This window comes from Pseudomonadota bacterium (genome assembly GCA_041395565.1).
Classification (GTDB): Bacteria; Pseudomonadota; Gammaproteobacteria; order UBA9214; family UBA9214; genus UBA9214.
On sequence record JAWLAI010000002.1, the window covers coordinates 587,302 to 602,604 of the forward strand.

Sequence of the window (15,303 nt, forward strand, 5' to 3'; positions counted from 1 at the left end):
AACCCCTGCGCCCGCGGGGGATGGTGGAATAGGTTCTAGATCGGGGATGTGAGGGTGATACCGCACGCCGCCAGTCGCGCCTGCACGTCCGCGGCAGCGAAGGGCTGGCAGGTGTCGATGCGCAGGCAAATCTCACCCGCGGTCTCGGGTAACGGCTCCCAGCGGGACAACTGGTGTTCGAGGATGACCAGGTCCGCATCGGAGGCGCCTCTCTCGCGCGACACGATTCGTTCGCGCAACACCGCGGCTGGCGCATGGAACTCGAGCACGGCGCAGGCCACTCCCCGCGCCGCGGCCAGTGCGCGGAAGCGCGCAACCTGTTCCAGTCGCAGACAGGCGGCATCCACAATCACCGGCATACCGGCCGCCAGCACAGAATCCGCCAGCTCGGCCAGCCGGTCGTAGGTCCTGCGACCGGCCGCCTCCGTGTAGATCCCCTGCCCTGCGTCCGCCCCCGCAGCGGCCAGCGCCGTCAGACCGAACAGGCGCTTGCGCTCCACGTCGGAACGGATGCGCACCGCACCGAGCCGCTCCAGCAAGGGTTGCGTCAGGGTGGTCTTGCCGGAGGCCGACAGGCCGCGGGTGACGAGCAGCGCCGGCCGGGTCGGGGCGGTATAGCCCTGCGCCAGCACCAGGTAGCCGTGGAATGCCGCCAGCACCGTCTGCCGATCCGCCGCGGCCAGGTCCGGTTGCGCGGCCCGGATCGCTTCGACCTTGGCCCGCACCATGGCACGGTATGCCAGATAGAACGGCAGCACGCGCGCGCCCGCGTAGTCACCGCTGTGCTCGAGATAGCCGTTCAGGAAACGCCGGGCCAGGCTGGGCTGGTCGTGATCCTCCAGATCCATGATCAGGAAGGCCACCTCGCTGATCACATCGATCCAGCGCAGTGCGGGATTGAACTCGATGCAGTCGAAGGCCAGCGGCCGGTCATCGAGCCAGGCCAGGTTGCGCAGATGCAGGTCGCCGTGACACTCGCGCACGCAGCCCGCAGCCTTGCGCGCCGCGATGGTGTCTTGCAGGCGTGCGAACGCCTGCCGGCTCCAGCGTGCCAGCAGTTCCACCTGCGCCTGCGCCGGCACATCCTGCCCGATGCATGCGCGCACCTGGCGAAAGTTTTCCTCGACCGGCTGCAGCACGAGCGCAGGGCCGCCGTAGTCCGTGTCCGCCCCGGCGACGTCCGCCTGCCGGTGGAATTCCGCGATCAGCCGCGCCACGGCATCGATCTGCGCTGCACCGAGCTCGCCGCGTCCGAGCATGCGGTCGAACTGGGCCTGCTGCGGGAACTGCCGCATGCGCACGGCATACTCGATGGCGGGTCCCGCCCCGCCCACGCGCGGCTGCGCCGTTGTCCCGGTGACGGGCACCACATCGAGATAGATTTCCGGCGCCAGGCGCCGGTTCAGTCGCACCTCTTCGTGACAGCACTGGCGGCGCAATTCGAGCGTGGAGAAATCGAGGAAGCCGAGGTCGACGGGTTTCTTGATCTTGTAGGCGTAGTCGCCGGTCAGGATGACCCAGGAAATATGGGTTTCGATCAGTTCGATCGCGGCCGCGGGATGACCGTAGGCCTCCGGCCGCAGCAGGGCCGTGACCAGGGCCGCGGCGCCGGCGGGCGCAGCCGTCATGGCGTCGGGGACAGCCGCCGCGCCGGACAGCCGCACACGGTCGGCATCAGGCCGCGCGCTCGAGACCGGCAACCCGCAGGAACGCCGCCGACAGCTCGCCCCGGCCATAGCGGTCGAGCAGCTCCTGGGCGGTGCGGGTGAGTTCCGCCAGCGGGCCGCTGAGATACACCATGCCGATCTGCAGGGTCGCGTGGACATCGGCCGCCGGATTGGCGCGGTTCGGGTGTTCGGGTCGCAGGAACACCATCTGGATTTCGTTGACCTCGTCCGGGATGCGCTCGCAACCGCCGCCGGGGGCGATGAATGCGAACAGTTCTTCCGGGCTGTGGATCGGCACACTCTCTTCCTGGTAATCCGTGCCTTCTGCACACGCACCGAATTCCAGGGTGATGATTGGCTGCTTCATGTACGCTCCTGATCGATGTGATACGGCATGGCCCGGCTGCGGGGGGGCCGGCACGCCTTCATGTTAAGACCCGGCCAGGCACGGCCACCTTGACACGGATCAACAGCGCGCCGATGCGCGTTGCTCGATCAACCGCCCTCGCGCTCGATCGAACAGCAGTGCAGGTCGGCGGCCGTACCCGGTGTTTGCAGATCCAGCACCGCGCCGCGCACCGGGTTCGGCCGAAACAGGGTACATCCCTTCAGGCCGCGCCGGAACGCCTCGCCGTAGAGCTCGCGGAACGCAGCGAATGGATAGTCTTCCGGCACGTTGATGGTCTTGGAGATCGCATTGTCGACATAGGGCTGCAAGGCCGCCTGCATGTCCAGGTGGGCCTGCGGCGGCAGTGCGTGCGCCGAGACGAATGCCGCCGGCAGCGCCCGGGTATCGCCGCCGGCAGCGCGGTACACCTGCCAGGCATGATCCTCGACCTGGAACTGCCGGTAGCTGCCGTCACGGTCCAGCACCCGGCGGTCATAGCGCAGCGCGAATACGGGTTCGACGCCGCTGGAGACGTTGTTGGCAAGCAGACTGATGGTGCCGGTCGGCGCTATCGCCGTCAGGTGACTGTTGCGCATGCCGTAACGCGCGATCCCGCTGCGGATGTCGTCCGGCAGTGTCCGGACGAAGCGCCCGGCGAGATAGGCATCCCGTTCGAAGTACGGGAAGGACCCCTTCTCGCGCGCCAGCGCGATCGAGGTGCGGTAGGCCGTGTGACAGATCGTCCGCAGCGCCGCGACCGCGGTCTCCCTGGCCGCGGCACTGGCATAGTGCAGGTCCAGCATGATCAGGGCATCCGCCAGCCCGGTGATGCCGAGACCCAGGCGCCGGCTGCCGCGCGCCTGTTCGGCCTGCTGCGGCAGCGGGAAACCGGAGCAGTCGATCACGTTGTCGAGCAGGCGCGTGGCGACGCGGGTAGCGGCGGCGAGCGCGTCGAGATCGAGCGCTGCGCCCGCGGTGAACGGCGCTTGCACGAAGGCGGTCAGGTTGAGGGAACCCAGATTGCAGGCGCCGTAGGGGGGCAGCGGGATCTCGCCGCACGGATTGGTGGTATGAATCGTCTCGCGCCACGCCAGGTTGTTCCCGGCATTGATCCGGTCGACGAACAGCACGCCCGGTTCCGCAGTTTCGTAGGCGGCGCGCATCAGCCGCTCCCACAGCTCGCGCGCCGGCAGGCTGGCATGGACCCGGCACGCCACCGGCGCTTCGTATCCCGGCCATTCGCGCAACACGCTGTGGCAGTCTGCGCCTTCCCCGGGTTCCAGCGGGAACAGCAGCGGCCAGTCGGCGGCGTCGGCGACGGCCTGCATGAAGGCGTCGCTGACCTGGACGGACAGGTTGAAATGCCGGAGCTGGCCCGCGGCGCGCTTGGCATCGATGAAGGCCTCGATGTCGGGATGGTCGCAGCGCAGGCTGGCCATCATGGCGCCGCGGCGCGCGCCGGTGGACAGCACCGTGTCGCACATGGCATCCCACACGCGCATGAAGGCCACCGGCCCGGAAGCGATACGGCCGCTGGCGCGGGCCGCACTGCCGGCCGGCCGCAGGGTCGAGAAATCGTAGCCGATCCCGCCGCCGGCCTGCATGGTGAGCGCCCCTTCCCGCAGCGCGTCGAAGATGCCGTCCAGGTCGTCGCGGATGTGCCCCATCACGAAACAGTTGAACAGGGTGACGCGCTGGCCGCTGCCGGCACCGGCGAGGATGCGGCCGCCGGGCAGGAAGCGGAACCCGCGCAGCAGTTCGAGAAACTGCCGCTCCCGGTCGGCGGTGCGCGTGTGCTCGATCGCGGCCAGGGTACGCGCCACACGCTGCCAGGTCTGCTCGATGGAGGCTTCCGCCGCCGCGTGGTCCGGGACGAGACGATAACGGGTCTCCCAGATGTGACGGGCGATGGGTGTCCTGAACCAGTCGGTCTCGGTCTGCATGCAGCTCCTACGCTCCGGGCCTGCCGGCCAGTGTAGCAGAGGACGCGACCGGCACGGACAGGCGCCGATGCGGTATCATGGCAGCACATCACAGCATACGCCCGCGCGCCGCATGGCGGCCGCCTTGACCGTGATCAAGGCGGCATCCCGATCCGCCGGGAGAATGGAATCCACCCTACAGCAGCAGGAGTCCCAACAAGATGTCGAACGGCGATCCGGAATTACCGCCCGGCGTACCACCCGAGCTACCGCCGGCCGCTCCACCGGCGGAGATCCCGCCCGGCAACCCGGCCGAGGTGCCCGGTCCACCCGCGGAAATCCCGCCCCCCGCACCGCAGGAAATCCCACCGCCGTCCGAATAGGCAGCACTCGTGCTAAAGTCCCGGTGACCCAGCGCCCGCGGGCACGGGCTGGCTCCTGCGTACCACCAGCATTCGCCAACGGAAAGATACATGACCGTCAGACGACTCGAAGCCGATGCGCTGATTCACCGCTGCGATCCGGAGCAGTTCAGTTTCCGGACCACCGCCGAACTGGAAGACCTGGCCGAGGTCATCGGCCAGCCGCGCGCCGTCGATGCCGTGCGCTTCGGCATGGGCATCCGGCACAAGGGCTACAACCTGTTCGCTCTCGGCCCGACCGGCACCGGCAAACACGCCCTGGTGCAGCGCTACGCCCAGGCGCGCGCGGCCACCGAGCCGCTGCCATCGGACTGGTGCTACGTCAACAATTTCCGTGATCCGCACAAGCCCTGCCGCCTGCGCCTGCCACCGACGCGGGGCGGCAGGCTCAAGCGCGACATGAACCAGCTCATCGAGGATCTGCACGCGACCATCCCTGCCATCTTCGAGAGCGACGAATTCCACGCACGCGCGCAGGAGATCGAGGAGGAGTTCAACGAGCGCAAGGAACAGGCCATGCAGGTGGTGCAGGAGGAAGCGGAGCGGCGGCACATCGCGCTGATCCGCACCCCCTCCGGATTCACCCTGGCACCGGTACGGGACGGCAACACGCTCAGCCAGGAGGATTTCGACAAGCTCCCCGAGCAGGAGCGCAAGCAGATCATTGCGGACACCGAGGTACTGCACGAACAGCTGCGCCGGATGCTGCAGGACTCGCCCAGACTGCACAAGGAAATGCGCGATCGCATGAACACGCTGAACCGCGAGATGGCGACCAGCGCGATCTCCCATCTGATCGACGCGCTGCGCGGGGCCTACGCGGAACTGCCGGAGGTCATCGGCTACTTCGACGAGGTCGAAAAGGATGTGATCGAGAATTTCCGTCACTTCCTGCGCGAGGAAGGCGAACGCCCGGGACTGTCCCTGTTCGGGCTGGAACTCGGCCAGCACGGCGACGGCGAACAGGCGGACAACCGCTATCGCGTCAATGACTTCGTGATCCGCGAGGACAACAGCGGGGCGCCGGTCATCTACGAGGACAACCCGGGTTACAACAACCTCCTCGGCCGCGTCGAGCATCGCTCGGAACTGGGCGCCCTGGTCACCGATTTCACGATGATCCGTGCCGGCGCCCTGCACCGTGCCAACGGCGGCTACCTGATCCTGGACGCGCTCAAGGTGCTGACCCAGCCCTACGCCTGGGAGGCGCTGAAGCGCGCGCTGCAATCGGCCGAGATCCGCATCGAGTCACTGGCCCAGCTCATGAGCCTGGTCAGCACCGTGTCGCTGGAACCCGAGCCGATCCCGCTCGAGGTAAAGGTGATCCTGGTGGGCGAGCCGCACCTCTACTACCTGCTGTCGCTGTACGATCCGGAGTTCAGCGAACTGTTCAAGGTCGCCGCGGACTTCGACTTCCGCATGGCACGCACCCCGGATTCCCAGCAGGCCTACGCCCGGCTGGTCGCCACCCTCGCGCGCCAGGAGGGCCTGCACGCCCTCGACCGCGCCGCGGTCGCGCGCGTGATCGAACACGGCAGCCGGCTGCTGGGCGACGGCGAGAAGCTCGTCACCCATACCCGCAGCCTCGCCGACCTGCTGCGCGAGGCGGATTACTGGGCGGTGCAGCGCGGCAGCGACACGGTCGGTGCCGACGACGTGCAGCAGGCCATCACGGCCGGCATCTATCGGGTCGACCGCATCCGCGAACATATCAACGAGGAAATACAACGCGGCACGCTGTTCATCGATACCGCGGGCGCTCAGACCGGCCAGGTGAACGGCCTGTCGGTCATCGACCTCGGCAACTTCATGTTCGGCCGGCCCACGCGCATCACGGCACGGGTACGCATCGGTGACAAGGAAGTGGTGGATATCGAGCGCGAGGTGGAACTCGGCGGTCCGATCCACTCCAAGGGCGTTTTCATCCTCACGGCGCTGCTGGGCGCGCGCTACCTGCCCGACAGCCCGCTGGCCGTTTCCGCCAGCCTGGTGTTCGAACAGTCCTACAGCGAGGTCGAGGGCGACAGCGCCTCCTCCGCCGAATACTACGCCCTGCTCTCCGCGCTCGCGGCGGCACCGGTCAAGCAGTCGCTGGCCGTCACCGGCTCGGTCAACCAACATGGCCTGATCCAGCCGATCGGCGGCGTCAACGAAAAGATCGAGGGGTTTTTCGACGTCTGCCGGCTTCGCGGACTGAGCGGCGAGCAAGGCGTCATCATCCCCGCCGCCAACGTGAAACACCTGATGCTGCGCGAGGACGTGCGTGCGGCGGTCGCGGACGGCAAGTTCGCCGTCTACGCCGTGGACACGGTCGACGACGGCATCGAACTGCTCACCGGCATCCCCGCGGGCGTTCGCGATGCCGCGGGGCAGTTCCCCGAGGGCAGCATCAACCGCCGCGTGGAAGACACGCTGGCCGGTTTCGCGGAAAAACTGCGGGCCTTCGCCGCCAGGAGCGCCGACGCGGCGCAGGAAGCTACGCCACCATGACCATCCCCGCCGTCCGACCGGAGACACGCCGCATCGTGGTGCCGCTGAGTCCGGCATTGTGCGGCCGCACCGCGCTGGCAACCGCGGCGCGCCTGGCCGGTTCGCTCGGCGCCGAGCTTGAGGGCGTGTTCATCGAGGACATCGACCTCATCCAGCTGGCCGGCCTCTCCTTCCTGCGCGAGCTGAGTCCATGGTCGCTGGCGGAGACCGCCATGGACAGCCGGCGCATGGAACGCCAGCTGCGCGCGCTGGCGCGCCAGGCCCGTACCCTGCTGGAACAGGAAGCTCGCAAGGCGGATGTCCCCTGGACCTTCCAGGTGTGGCGTGGCCGCACCGCTGCGGACGTGCTGATCCAGGCCTTCAGCGCCGACATTCTCAGTCCCGGCCGCCTCAGCGCCCTGGCATCCTGCCGCCTGTGGGCGCGCGCCGGGCAACGTCGCGCGGCACCTGCCGGGGATTTCCGGGTGATCGGCGTACTGGCCGGCCAGACGGAACCGGCACTCCGGGCCGTCGCCACGGCCGCGCGCCTGGCGTCCGCGCTCGATACCGCGCTCGCGGTGTTTCTGCCGGCACTCGACGCGGCGGGGTTGCTGCAGCTCGAGCAAGGGATCCGCAGCCTGCTCGAATCCCTGCAACAACCGGCCCGCCTCGTGCACCTGGGCGGCAGCGACATCCAGCGACTGATCGACGCCGCGCAGGCTGCCGGCAGCGGCCTGCTGATCGCCGAGGCCGGGCACGAACTGCTGCGGCTGGGTGGACTGGAACGTCTCCAGGACGTATTCGACCGCCCGGTGCTGCTGGTGCGCTGAGCCGTGCGCCCGCACCGACGGCACGATTCTCCCGGCGGCGGTTGAACGCATGTGTGGCCGCTTCTCGCTCGCCACCCTGCCGGACACCCTGGCCAGCCACTTCGGCGTGCCGCGGGTACCGACGCTGGCGCCGCGTTACAACATCGCGCCATCCCAGGATATCGCCGTCATCCGCGCGGGTGCGGCCGGCCGCGAATGCGTGCTGCTGCGCTGGGGACTGGTGCCGGCCTGGTCGAAGGAGCCGCGCACGAAATACAGCACCATCAACGCCCGCGCCGAGACGGTGGCCGACAAACCGGCCTACCGGGCCGCCTTCCGGCAGCGCCGCTGCCTGATCCCGGCCACCGGCTTCTACGAGTGGCAGCAGCGGGACGGCAGCAAGGTCCCGCATTACATACACATGCAGGACGGCGGCCTGTTCGCCTTTGCCGGGGTGTGGGAGCGCTGGCAGCAGGGTGACGCAGCACTGGAATCCTGCGCCCTGATCGTGACCGCGGCCAACCCGGTGATGGCGCCGATCCACGACCGCATGCCGGCCATCCTCGCACCGGCGCAGTACGCTGACTGGCTCGATCCCGACAACGCGGACCGTGATCGGCTGCTGGCCATGCTCGCCCCCTGGACGTCCTCGCCCATGGCGGCCTGGCCGGTCAGCCGGCTGGTCAACAATCCGCGCCACGACGCCCCCGAGTGCACGGCGCCGGTAGCGGCCGGCTGATGCCAGCACCCGCGCGCCACGTGTGATATAAGTAAATACACACAACAGCGGCCGGCAGCCGGGGGCAGACCGTGCCGGCAATCGACGCGCGGGGGGATGGCGGATGTTCGAGGCAGCCGAGGTCGGTTCCAGCGTAACCAAGGACGAATTCAAGCAGCGTGAGCCGGTGCTGCGCCAGGAACTGCTGGAGCTGCAGCAGGAATTGCGCAAGACCGCGGCATTCCCGGTGATCGTGGTATTCGCCGGCGTGGACGGCGGCGGCAAGGGCCAGACCGTCAACCTGCTCAACGAGTGGATGGATCCACGCTGGATCGTCACCCGCGCCTACAACGAACCCACTGAGGAAGAGCGCGACCGCCCGGAATACTGGCGCTTCTGGCGCGACCTGCCGCCGAAGGGCCAGCTTGGCCTGTTCCTCAGTTCCTGGTATTCGCGGCCGGTGCTGGATCGCGTGTACGGCAAACTCGACCTGCCGCAGTTCGTGGACAGCCTGGACCGTATCGTCGCCTTCGAGAACGCGCTAACGGAAGACGGCGCCGTGCTGCTGAAGTTCTGGATGCATCTCAGCAAACCCGCACAGAAGCGGCGCCTGAAGAATCTCGAGAAGGATCCGCTGACGCGCTGGCGCGTGACCGAGCGGGACTGGAAGCACTGGAACATGTACGAGCGCTTCATCGAGACCGCGGAACGGACCATCATGCGCACCAGCACCGGACGCGCGCCCTGGACCATCGTCGAGGGCGAGGATTTCCACTACCGCAGCCTGACGGTAGGCACGCTGATCCGCGACGCCGTGCGCAAGCGGCTCGATGACCAGCGCTGGGAAAGCGAGGCCCGCCACCGCATCAAACCGGTCCCGCCGCAAGACACGCCCGCGGCCGCGGCGGCGGCGGATGAGCCGCAAGCCGCACCGGCTGCAATAGCGGGTCCGACGGTTCTCAGCAAGCTGGACATGTCGAATCAGCTGTCCAAGAAGGACTACCAGCGCCAGCTGCGCGAGCAGCAGGCACGGCTCAGCAAGCTCTGCCGTGCGGCACTGGAGCAGCGGGTCTCCACCATCCTCGTGTTCGAGGGTCCCGATGCCGCCGGCAAGGGTGGCAACATCCGCCGTATCACGGGACCGCTGGATGCCCGTAACTACCAGGTGCTGCCGTTCGCCGCGCCGACCGACGAGGAGCGCGCCCATCATTATCTGTGGCGCTTCTGGCGGCACCTGTCGCGCGCGGGACGGCTGACCATCTATGACCGCAGCTGGTACGGCCGCGTGCTGGTCGAGCGCGTGGAAGGCTATGCCGACGAGACCGCCTGGCGCCGCGCCTACGCGGAAATCAACGACTTCGAGGAACAGCTCATCGAACACGGCATCGTGCTGGTCAAATACTGGGTCCATATCAGCAAGGACGAACAGCTCGCGCGATTCCAGGCGCGCGAGCAGATCCCCTACAAGCGCTGGAAACTGACGGACGAGGACTGGCGCAACCGCGAACGGTGGGACGAGTACGAACAGGCGGTACACGACATGGTGCAGCACACCAGCACCATCAACGCACCCTGGACCCTGGTCGAAGGCAACGACAAGCGCTATGCACGCATCAAGACCATACAAACGGTGGCCGACCGCCTGGAGCAGCGCCTGCGGAGCAAGTAGCCTCACCCCACCGTGTCACATTTCTGTAACATTTCCGTAACACATTACTGCTAGATTAGGACCATCCCGTCGTGGCATGGGCAGGTCACCTTCCCTGCCTGGCCGTCCCGGCAACCGAGTGAACGACATGCACAGCACCTCTTCTTCCCAGGCCGGCAGCTCGCAGCACACCGCAGCATCGACAGCACCGGTACTGGTACCGGTGGACTTCTCATCCTGTTCGCGCGCCGCCCTGCAATTCGCGGCGAATTTCATGCGCTGCATCAATGCGCCGCTGCTGGTGCTGCACGTGGTCCACGAGGCCGGCAGCGAAGCCGGTTTCTATCGCCGCAACGGCACGCCGGGCACGCTGCGACCGGTCGAGGACATCGCCCGCGACATGCTGCAGGAGTTCGTCGACGACGTGTGCGGAGACTGCCGGGATGCCAGCGGCCCGCTCGAGCCGCGCCTGCTGCTGGTCAGCGGCCTGCCCGCCGCGCGGATCCAGGAGATCGCGGAGCGCGAGCAGGCCGGATTGATCGTCATGGGTACCCACGCCCGCACCGGACTGGCGCGCATGGCGGCGGGCTCCGTCTCGACCGAGGTCATGCAGCACTGCCGCGTGCCGGTCACGATCGTCAAGGCACTGCCGGAACAAGGCGAATCGGACACTGCAGGAGCACAGACCTACCAGACCATGTGGTGGCCGTTCCGCAGCAAGCGCTCAGACAGCGAGCACACGGCTGCCTGAGCACCGGCCGGGACGCGCCGGTTCAGCCGTAGCGACCCTCGATGTAATCCGCGGTCTCGCTGTGGCGCGGGGTCACGAACAGCTCCTCCGTCGCGGTATGCTCGATCACCTTGCCCAGCAGCATGAAGATGCACTCCTCGCTCGCGCGCCGCGCCTGCGCCATGTTGTGAGTGACGATGAGGATGGTGTACTCGCCGCGCAGTTCCCAGATCAGCTCTTCCACGGCCTCGGTACCCTTGGGATCGAGCGCCGAACACGGCTCGTCCATCAGCAGCACGGCAGGCTTGACCGGCAGCAGGCGTGCGATACACAGCTTCTGCTGCTGTTCGAGTGACAGCCCGGTCGCCTTCTCATCCAGCCGGTCCTTGACCTGGTCCCACAGCAGCACCTGGCGCAGTGCCGCCTCCACGATCGCGTCGCGCTCGCGGCGCGAGCTCCGGTCCCGGCCGGCATGCAGGGCATGGCCGAACAACACGTTGTCGCGGATCGAGATGGGCAGCGGATTAGGGCGCTGGAAAACCATGCCCACCTGCTTGCGCACCTGCACCAACTCGACATCGGACGCATATACATTCTGACCCAGCACCTCGATCGCGCCCTCGATGCGGGCGTAACCGAGCCGCTCGTTGATGCGGTTGACACTGCGCAGCAGCGTGGACTTGCCGCAACCGGACGGCCCGATCAGCGAGGTGATATGGCCGCCGCGAATCGCGAGATCCACGTCGAACAGGGCCTGGAAGGTACCGTACCAGAGGTTGAGCCCGCGCGTGCGGATCGCGTACGTTGCTGCCTCCATCAGCCGAACCTGCCTTCCACGTAGTCGCGGGTGCGCGGATCCCGCACCTGGCCGGTGAACAGATCCTCCGTGACGCCGATTTCGACACATTCCCCGTCCAGGAAGAAGGCGGTACGGTCGGCCAGGCGCCGTGCCTGCTGCACCAGGTTGGTGACCAGCAGGATGGTCATCTCCTGCTTCAGCTCCTTGAGCACGTCCTCGATGCGCATGGTCGTGACCGGGTCGACCGCGATCGAGAATTCATCCAGCATCAGCAGTTCGGGATCCTGGGACAGTGCCCGTGCGATGGTCAGGCGCTGCTGCTGACCGCCGGACAAGAGGCTCCCCAGGGAACCGAGCCGGTCCTTGACCTCGTCCCAGAGTGCGGCCCGCTGCAGGCAGCGCTCGACGATCATGTCGAGCTCGCCCTTGCGGCGAATGCCGGCCAGGCGCGGCGCGAAGGCGACATTCTCGTACACCGTGAGCGGCAGACCGACCGGCAGCGGAAACACGACCCCGATGCGCGAACGCAGGGCGTAGATGTTGCGCACCCGGTTGACCGGACGGCCGTCGAAACGGATCGTACCGTCCACCTGCATGCCGCGCTCGAACTGGTCCATGCGATTGATCGCTTTCAGGAACGAGGTCTTGCCCGCATTGGCCGGACCGATGATGCCGAAGATCTCGTTGCGCCGGACCTCGAGGTTCACGGCGCGCAGCGCGAGCTGCGCGCCGTAGCGGATCGACAGGCCGGCCACCTCGAGCATGCCGGTACCATCGCCGCCGGCCGCCGCGCTGCCGCGATCCGCTGCCGCCATCGGGGTGGTCACCATTTCTTGCGCCCGCGCAGGTACATGCGAAACCCTATGGACAGGCTGTTCATCAGCAGCACCAGCGAGATCAACACCAGCGCCACACCGTAGGGCAGGTCCTCCGGCACGCCCGGTACCTGGGTCGCCACCACGAACAGGTGCAGCGACAGCGCCATGGTCTGGTCGAAGATGCCCTGGGGCAGGAACGGGGTGAAAAACACGGCGCCGGTGAACATGATCGGCGCGGTCTCGCCCGTGGTGCGCGACACCTCGAGAATGACACCGGTGAGAATGCCGCTGACGGCATTCGGCAGCACGATGCGGCGGATGGTCTGCCAGCGGGTCGCGCCCATGTTCCAGCATGCCTCACGGAACGCCATCGGCACCGCGCGCAGCGATTCGCGCGTCGACACGATGACGACCGGCAGGGTCATGATCGCCAGGGTCAGGCTGGCGGACAGGATGCTGGTGCCGAAGCCGAAGAAGATGACGAAGGCCCCGACGCCGAACAGCGCATGCACGATGGACGGCACCCCGGCCAGGTTGATGATGGCCAGGTTGATGACGCGCGTGAACCAGTTGTCCGAGGCATACTCATTGAGGTAGATCGCCGCGGCCACGCCGATCGGTACGGACACCAGCAGCGCCACCGTGACCAGCCAGATGGTACCGAGGAGTGCGGGAAAGATGCCGCCGGCGGTCATGCCGTCGGTCGGCGAGGTGAACAGGAAATCGATCGACAGCACGGAACCGCCCTTGTAGATGAGCGTCGCCAGGATGATCAGCACGGGCAGGATGAGCAGACCGGTCATGAGCATGAACAGGATGCGGTACAGACCCTGGATGCGCCGGTTGCGGACATTGAGTTCGGTTTCGGTGAACATGGGAATCAGCCCTTGCGGATGCCGCGCACGACCAGGTCGGCCGTCAGGTTGATGACGAATGTGACCAGGAACAGCAGGATGCCGATGGTGAACAGCGCCTGGTAGTGCTCCGAGCCAACCGCCGTCTCGCCGAGTTCAGCGGCAATCGTCGCCGTCAGGGCGCGCACCGAGTCGAACACGCTGGTCGGCAGATTGACCGAATGGCCCGTGGCCATCAGCACCGCCATGGTTTCGCCGAAGCCGCGGCCGATACCGAGCAGCACGGCACCCAGCAGCCCGTTCTTCGCTGCCGGCAGCACGACCTTGTAGATCACCTGCCAGCGCGTCGCGCCCATCGCCTCGGCTGCCTCGCGGTAGCGGTCGGGTACCGCCTTGAGGGCGTCCTCGGCGATCGAGGTCATGATCGGGGCCACCATCAGGCCCAGGATCAGACCGGCGTTGAGCACGTTCAGTCCGACCGGCACGTCGAACAGCCGGATGATCAGCGGATTCATGATGGTGAGTCCGATGAATCCCCATACCACGGAGGGAATGGCGGCCAGTAATTCGACCAGCACCTTGAGGAATTCGCGGGTCTTGCCGGTCGCGAACTCGCCGATGTAGATCGCCGCACCCAGCGAAAACGGAATGGCCACCAGCAACGCCAGCCCGGTCACGCTGGCGGTGCCCGCCAGCAGCGCCAGGATACCGTACTCCGGGGCGTCCTCGTCGCTGGGCTCCCAGTACTGGGACAGGAAGAATTCCTTCGGATCCATGGTGTCGAGGATGAACCCGAGCCCTTCCTTGGTAATGAAGATAAAGATCCCGATGATGAAAACGATGGCGGAAATACCGCTGATGAATACCAGCAGCTGGACGCAGCGGTCGATATACCAGTCGAGGTTGCGGCGGTCCAGATTGCTCGAGCTGCGCGCTGCCATTGGTATGGGTAACGCTCAGGGCGCGTTCGGTCCGCGCAGGGTTTCCATCAGGTCGCGCACCCGGCTCGCGATGTCGCGGTACACGGTTTCCCAGGCTTCCGGCCGATCACCCTCCTCCGGCACGGCGCCCACCTGCCATTCGACCGCCGTGGTATGGAACGGCAATTGCTGAAAGTAGTGCCGGACCGGCCCCTGCAGGCTCACGATCACGTGCTTGTCGACCAGTTCCTGCGGCGTCAGGTCGAGCGGTGCCGGACCGGTGTCGCTCAGGTCGAAGCCGTGCTGCTCGAGGAAGCGGACCATCTGCGGGTTGAGCCCGGCTGCGGGATTTCTGCCGCAGCTGCTGTAACTGCCGCTGCCCGGATGCGTCTTGCGCGCCACGAGCTCCGCCATCTTGGCAAGCGCGCTGTTGTCCTCGTCGACGAACAGGATGTGGTAGACCTTGGGCGCCTTGATCTCGCCGGTGACCGCAAACACGGTCTCCTCGCACAGGTTCTTCGCCTGGTCGGCCACCCGCTTGAGGTGCGTGAGCACCACGAATACCACGAGCAGCTCCTTGACACTCTCGCGGTCGGGGTTCGAGGTCAGCGCGGAGTAGACGGACTCCAGGTCGTATTCCATTTCCTGTTCCAGCACCATGGTCGCCCGTGCCATTTCCGCGTTCAGCGACGTGAAGGCCTCGATCGCCTGATCGAGCATGGTGCACGCCTCGTTCGCGATGCGATCCAGCTCGCGCCCCATTTCCCCGCCGGGCGGCGCGGTGAGCTGGCTGGAGGCGCGCGCGATGGTCACCGCGTAGTCGCCGATGCGTTCCAGCGCGATGTTGGCGCGAATCGCCGCCGACAGCAGCCGCAGATGACTGCCGCTCGGCAGGTGCACGGCGATGAAGGCATGGCAGCGGCGATCGATCTCGCGCATGGCCCGGTTGATGGAATGATCCGCGAGGATGGTCGCGGCGGCGAGCGCGCTGTCACCGGCCTGGAAGGCTCGCACCGCGTTCCTGATCGCGGTCATGACCTGCCCTGCCATGTCCGCTATGCCGCTGCGGATCTGCTGGAGGTCGTGCTCCAGCCGTTGTTCGTAATGGCTCATTGTGCTGACCCCGTCCGGTTATCCAA

At 67.0% G+C, this 15,303-nt stretch carries 13 protein-coding genes; 5 read left to right on the plus strand and 8 right to left on the minus strand.

All coding sequences use genetic code 11. The features are described from left to right. Nucleotides 1-35: 35 nt before the first annotated feature. The 3 genes from R3F42_02885 to R3F42_02895 form a co-directional block, all read right to left on the minus strand. A complete protein-coding gene (locus R3F42_02885; GenBank protein ID MEZ5540969.1) occupies nt 36-1,628 on the minus strand; it encodes an AAA family ATPase in 1,593 nt (530 codons plus the stop codon). A 46-nt stretch (nt 1,629-1,674) separates the two neighbouring features. Then, complete coding sequence (locus R3F42_02890) at nt 1,675-2,034, minus strand: hypothetical protein (GenBank protein ID MEZ5540970.1); 360 nt, start codon at nt 2,032-2,034, stop codon at nt 1,675-1,677. 128 nt (nt 2,035-2,162) lie between these two features. After that, nucleotides 2,163-3,998, minus strand: coding sequence for an adenosylcobalamin-dependent ribonucleoside-diphosphate reductase (locus R3F42_02895; protein MEZ5540971.1), 1,836 nt, complete (start codon nt 3,996-3,998; stop codon nt 2,163-2,165). 452 nt (nt 3,999-4,450) lie between these two features. On the opposite strand from R3F42_02895, the gene R3F42_02900 reads away from it, so the two are divergent. The 5 genes from R3F42_02900 to R3F42_02920 all read left to right on the plus strand — a co-directional run bounded on the left by R3F42_02900 (nt 4,451) and on the right by R3F42_02920 (nt 10,794). Next, complete coding sequence (locus R3F42_02900) at nt 4,451-6,889, plus strand: ATP-binding protein (GenBank protein MEZ5540972.1); 2,439 nt, start codon at nt 4,451-4,453, stop codon at nt 6,887-6,889. Next, nucleotides 6,886-7,698 carry a hypothetical protein gene (locus R3F42_02905; GenBank protein ID MEZ5540973.1) on the plus strand — a complete coding sequence of 271 codons (813 nt, stop codon included), beginning with the start codon at nt 6,886-6,888 and terminating at the stop codon, nt 7,696-7,698. Before R3F42_02900 ends, R3F42_02905 begins: the two co-directional genes overlap by 4 nt. Before the next feature lie 49 nt (nt 7,699-7,747). After that, a complete protein-coding gene (locus R3F42_02910) occupies nt 7,748-8,416 on the plus strand; it encodes an SOS response-associated peptidase (GenBank protein ID MEZ5540974.1) in 669 nt (222 codons plus the stop codon). A gap of 103 nt (nt 8,417-8,519) precedes the next feature. Beyond that, on the plus strand, nt 8,520-10,064 hold the full coding sequence (gene pap / locus R3F42_02915) for a polyphosphate:AMP phosphotransferase (GenBank protein ID MEZ5540975.1): 1,545 nt from the start codon (nt 8,520-8,522) through the stop codon (nt 10,062-10,064). A 127-nt stretch (nt 10,065-10,191) separates the two neighbouring features. Further along, on the plus strand, nt 10,192-10,794 hold the full coding sequence (locus tag R3F42_02920) for a universal stress protein (protein MEZ5540976.1): 603 nt from the start codon (nt 10,192-10,194) through the stop codon (nt 10,792-10,794). A 22-nt stretch (nt 10,795-10,816) separates the two neighbouring features. Here the strand turns inward: R3F42_02920 and R3F42_02925 are convergent, their stop codons facing one another. Genes R3F42_02925 through phoU form a run of 5 tightly spaced genes read right to left on the minus strand, consistent with a single transcriptional unit; the run spans nt 10,817 to nt 15,277 of the window. Further along, complete coding sequence (locus R3F42_02925; GenBank protein MEZ5540977.1) at nt 10,817-11,590, minus strand: phosphate ABC transporter ATP-binding protein; 774 nt, start codon at nt 11,588-11,590, stop codon at nt 10,817-10,819. Further along, nucleotides 11,590-12,402 carry an ATP-binding cassette domain-containing protein gene (locus R3F42_02930; protein MEZ5540978.1) on the minus strand — a complete coding sequence of 271 codons (813 nt, stop codon included), beginning with the start codon at nt 12,400-12,402 and terminating at the stop codon, nt 11,590-11,592. The genes R3F42_02925 and R3F42_02930 overlap by 1 nt, the downstream gene beginning before the upstream one ends. Beyond that, a complete protein-coding gene (gene pstA, locus R3F42_02935; GenBank protein MEZ5540979.1) occupies nt 12,396-13,265 on the minus strand; it encodes a phosphate ABC transporter permease PstA in 870 nt (289 codons plus the stop codon). The genes R3F42_02930 and pstA overlap by 7 nt, the downstream gene beginning before the upstream one ends. A 5-nt stretch (nt 13,266-13,270) precedes the next feature. Next, nucleotides 13,271-14,185, minus strand: a complete 915-nt coding sequence (pstC, locus tag R3F42_02940) for a phosphate ABC transporter permease subunit PstC (protein ID MEZ5540980.1) — start codon at nt 14,183-14,185, stop codon at nt 13,271-13,273. Between the two features lie 15 nt (nt 14,186-14,200). Continuing rightward, entirely contained in the window at nt 14,201-15,277 is a 1,077-nt protein-coding gene (phoU, locus tag R3F42_02945) for a phosphate signaling complex protein PhoU (GenBank protein MEZ5540981.1), read from the minus strand. Nucleotides 15,278-15,303: the final 26 nt, after the last annotated feature.

What these genes read in the sequence shown, in the direction of transcription:
- R3F42_02885 (MEZ5540969.1), bottom strand. Translation starts at nt 1,628, where the DNA reads ATGACGGCTGCGCCCGCCGGCGCCGCGGCCCTGGTCACGGCCCTGCTG.
- R3F42_02890 (MEZ5540970.1), bottom strand. Translation starts at nt 2,034, where the DNA reads ATGAAGCAGCCAATCATCACCCTGGAATTCGGTGCGTGTGCAGAAGGC.
- R3F42_02895 (MEZ5540971.1), bottom strand. Translation starts at nt 3,998, where the DNA reads ATGCAGACCGAGACCGACTGGTTCAGGACACCCATCGCCCGTCACATC.
- R3F42_02900 (MEZ5540972.1), top strand. Translation starts at nt 4,451, where the DNA reads ATGACCGTCAGACGACTCGAAGCCGATGCGCTGATTCACCGCTGCGAT.
- R3F42_02905 (MEZ5540973.1), top strand. Translation starts at nt 6,886, where the DNA reads ATGACCATCCCCGCCGTCCGACCGGAGACACGCCGCATCGTGGTGCCG.
- R3F42_02910 (MEZ5540974.1), top strand. Translation starts at nt 7,748, where the DNA reads ATGTGTGGCCGCTTCTCGCTCGCCACCCTGCCGGACACCCTGGCCAGC.
- pap (MEZ5540975.1), top strand. Translation starts at nt 8,520, where the DNA reads ATGTTCGAGGCAGCCGAGGTCGGTTCCAGCGTAACCAAGGACGAATTC.
- R3F42_02920 (MEZ5540976.1), top strand. Translation starts at nt 10,192, where the DNA reads ATGCACAGCACCTCTTCTTCCCAGGCCGGCAGCTCGCAGCACACCGCA.
- R3F42_02925 (MEZ5540977.1), bottom strand. Translation starts at nt 11,590, where the DNA reads ATGGAGGCAGCAACGTACGCGATCCGCACGCGCGGGCTCAACCTCTGG.
- R3F42_02930 (MEZ5540978.1), bottom strand. Translation starts at nt 12,402, where the DNA reads ATGGTGACCACCCCGATGGCGGCAGCGGATCGCGGCAGCGCGGCGGCC.
- pstA (MEZ5540979.1), bottom strand. Translation starts at nt 13,265, where the DNA reads ATGTTCACCGAAACCGAACTCAATGTCCGCAACCGGCGCATCCAGGGT.
- pstC (MEZ5540980.1), bottom strand. Translation starts at nt 14,185, where the DNA reads ATGGCAGCGCGCAGCTCGAGCAATCTGGACCGCCGCAACCTCGACTGG.
- phoU (MEZ5540981.1), bottom strand. Translation starts at nt 15,277, where the DNA reads ATGAGCCATTACGAACAACGGCTGGAGCACGACCTCCAGCAGATCCGC.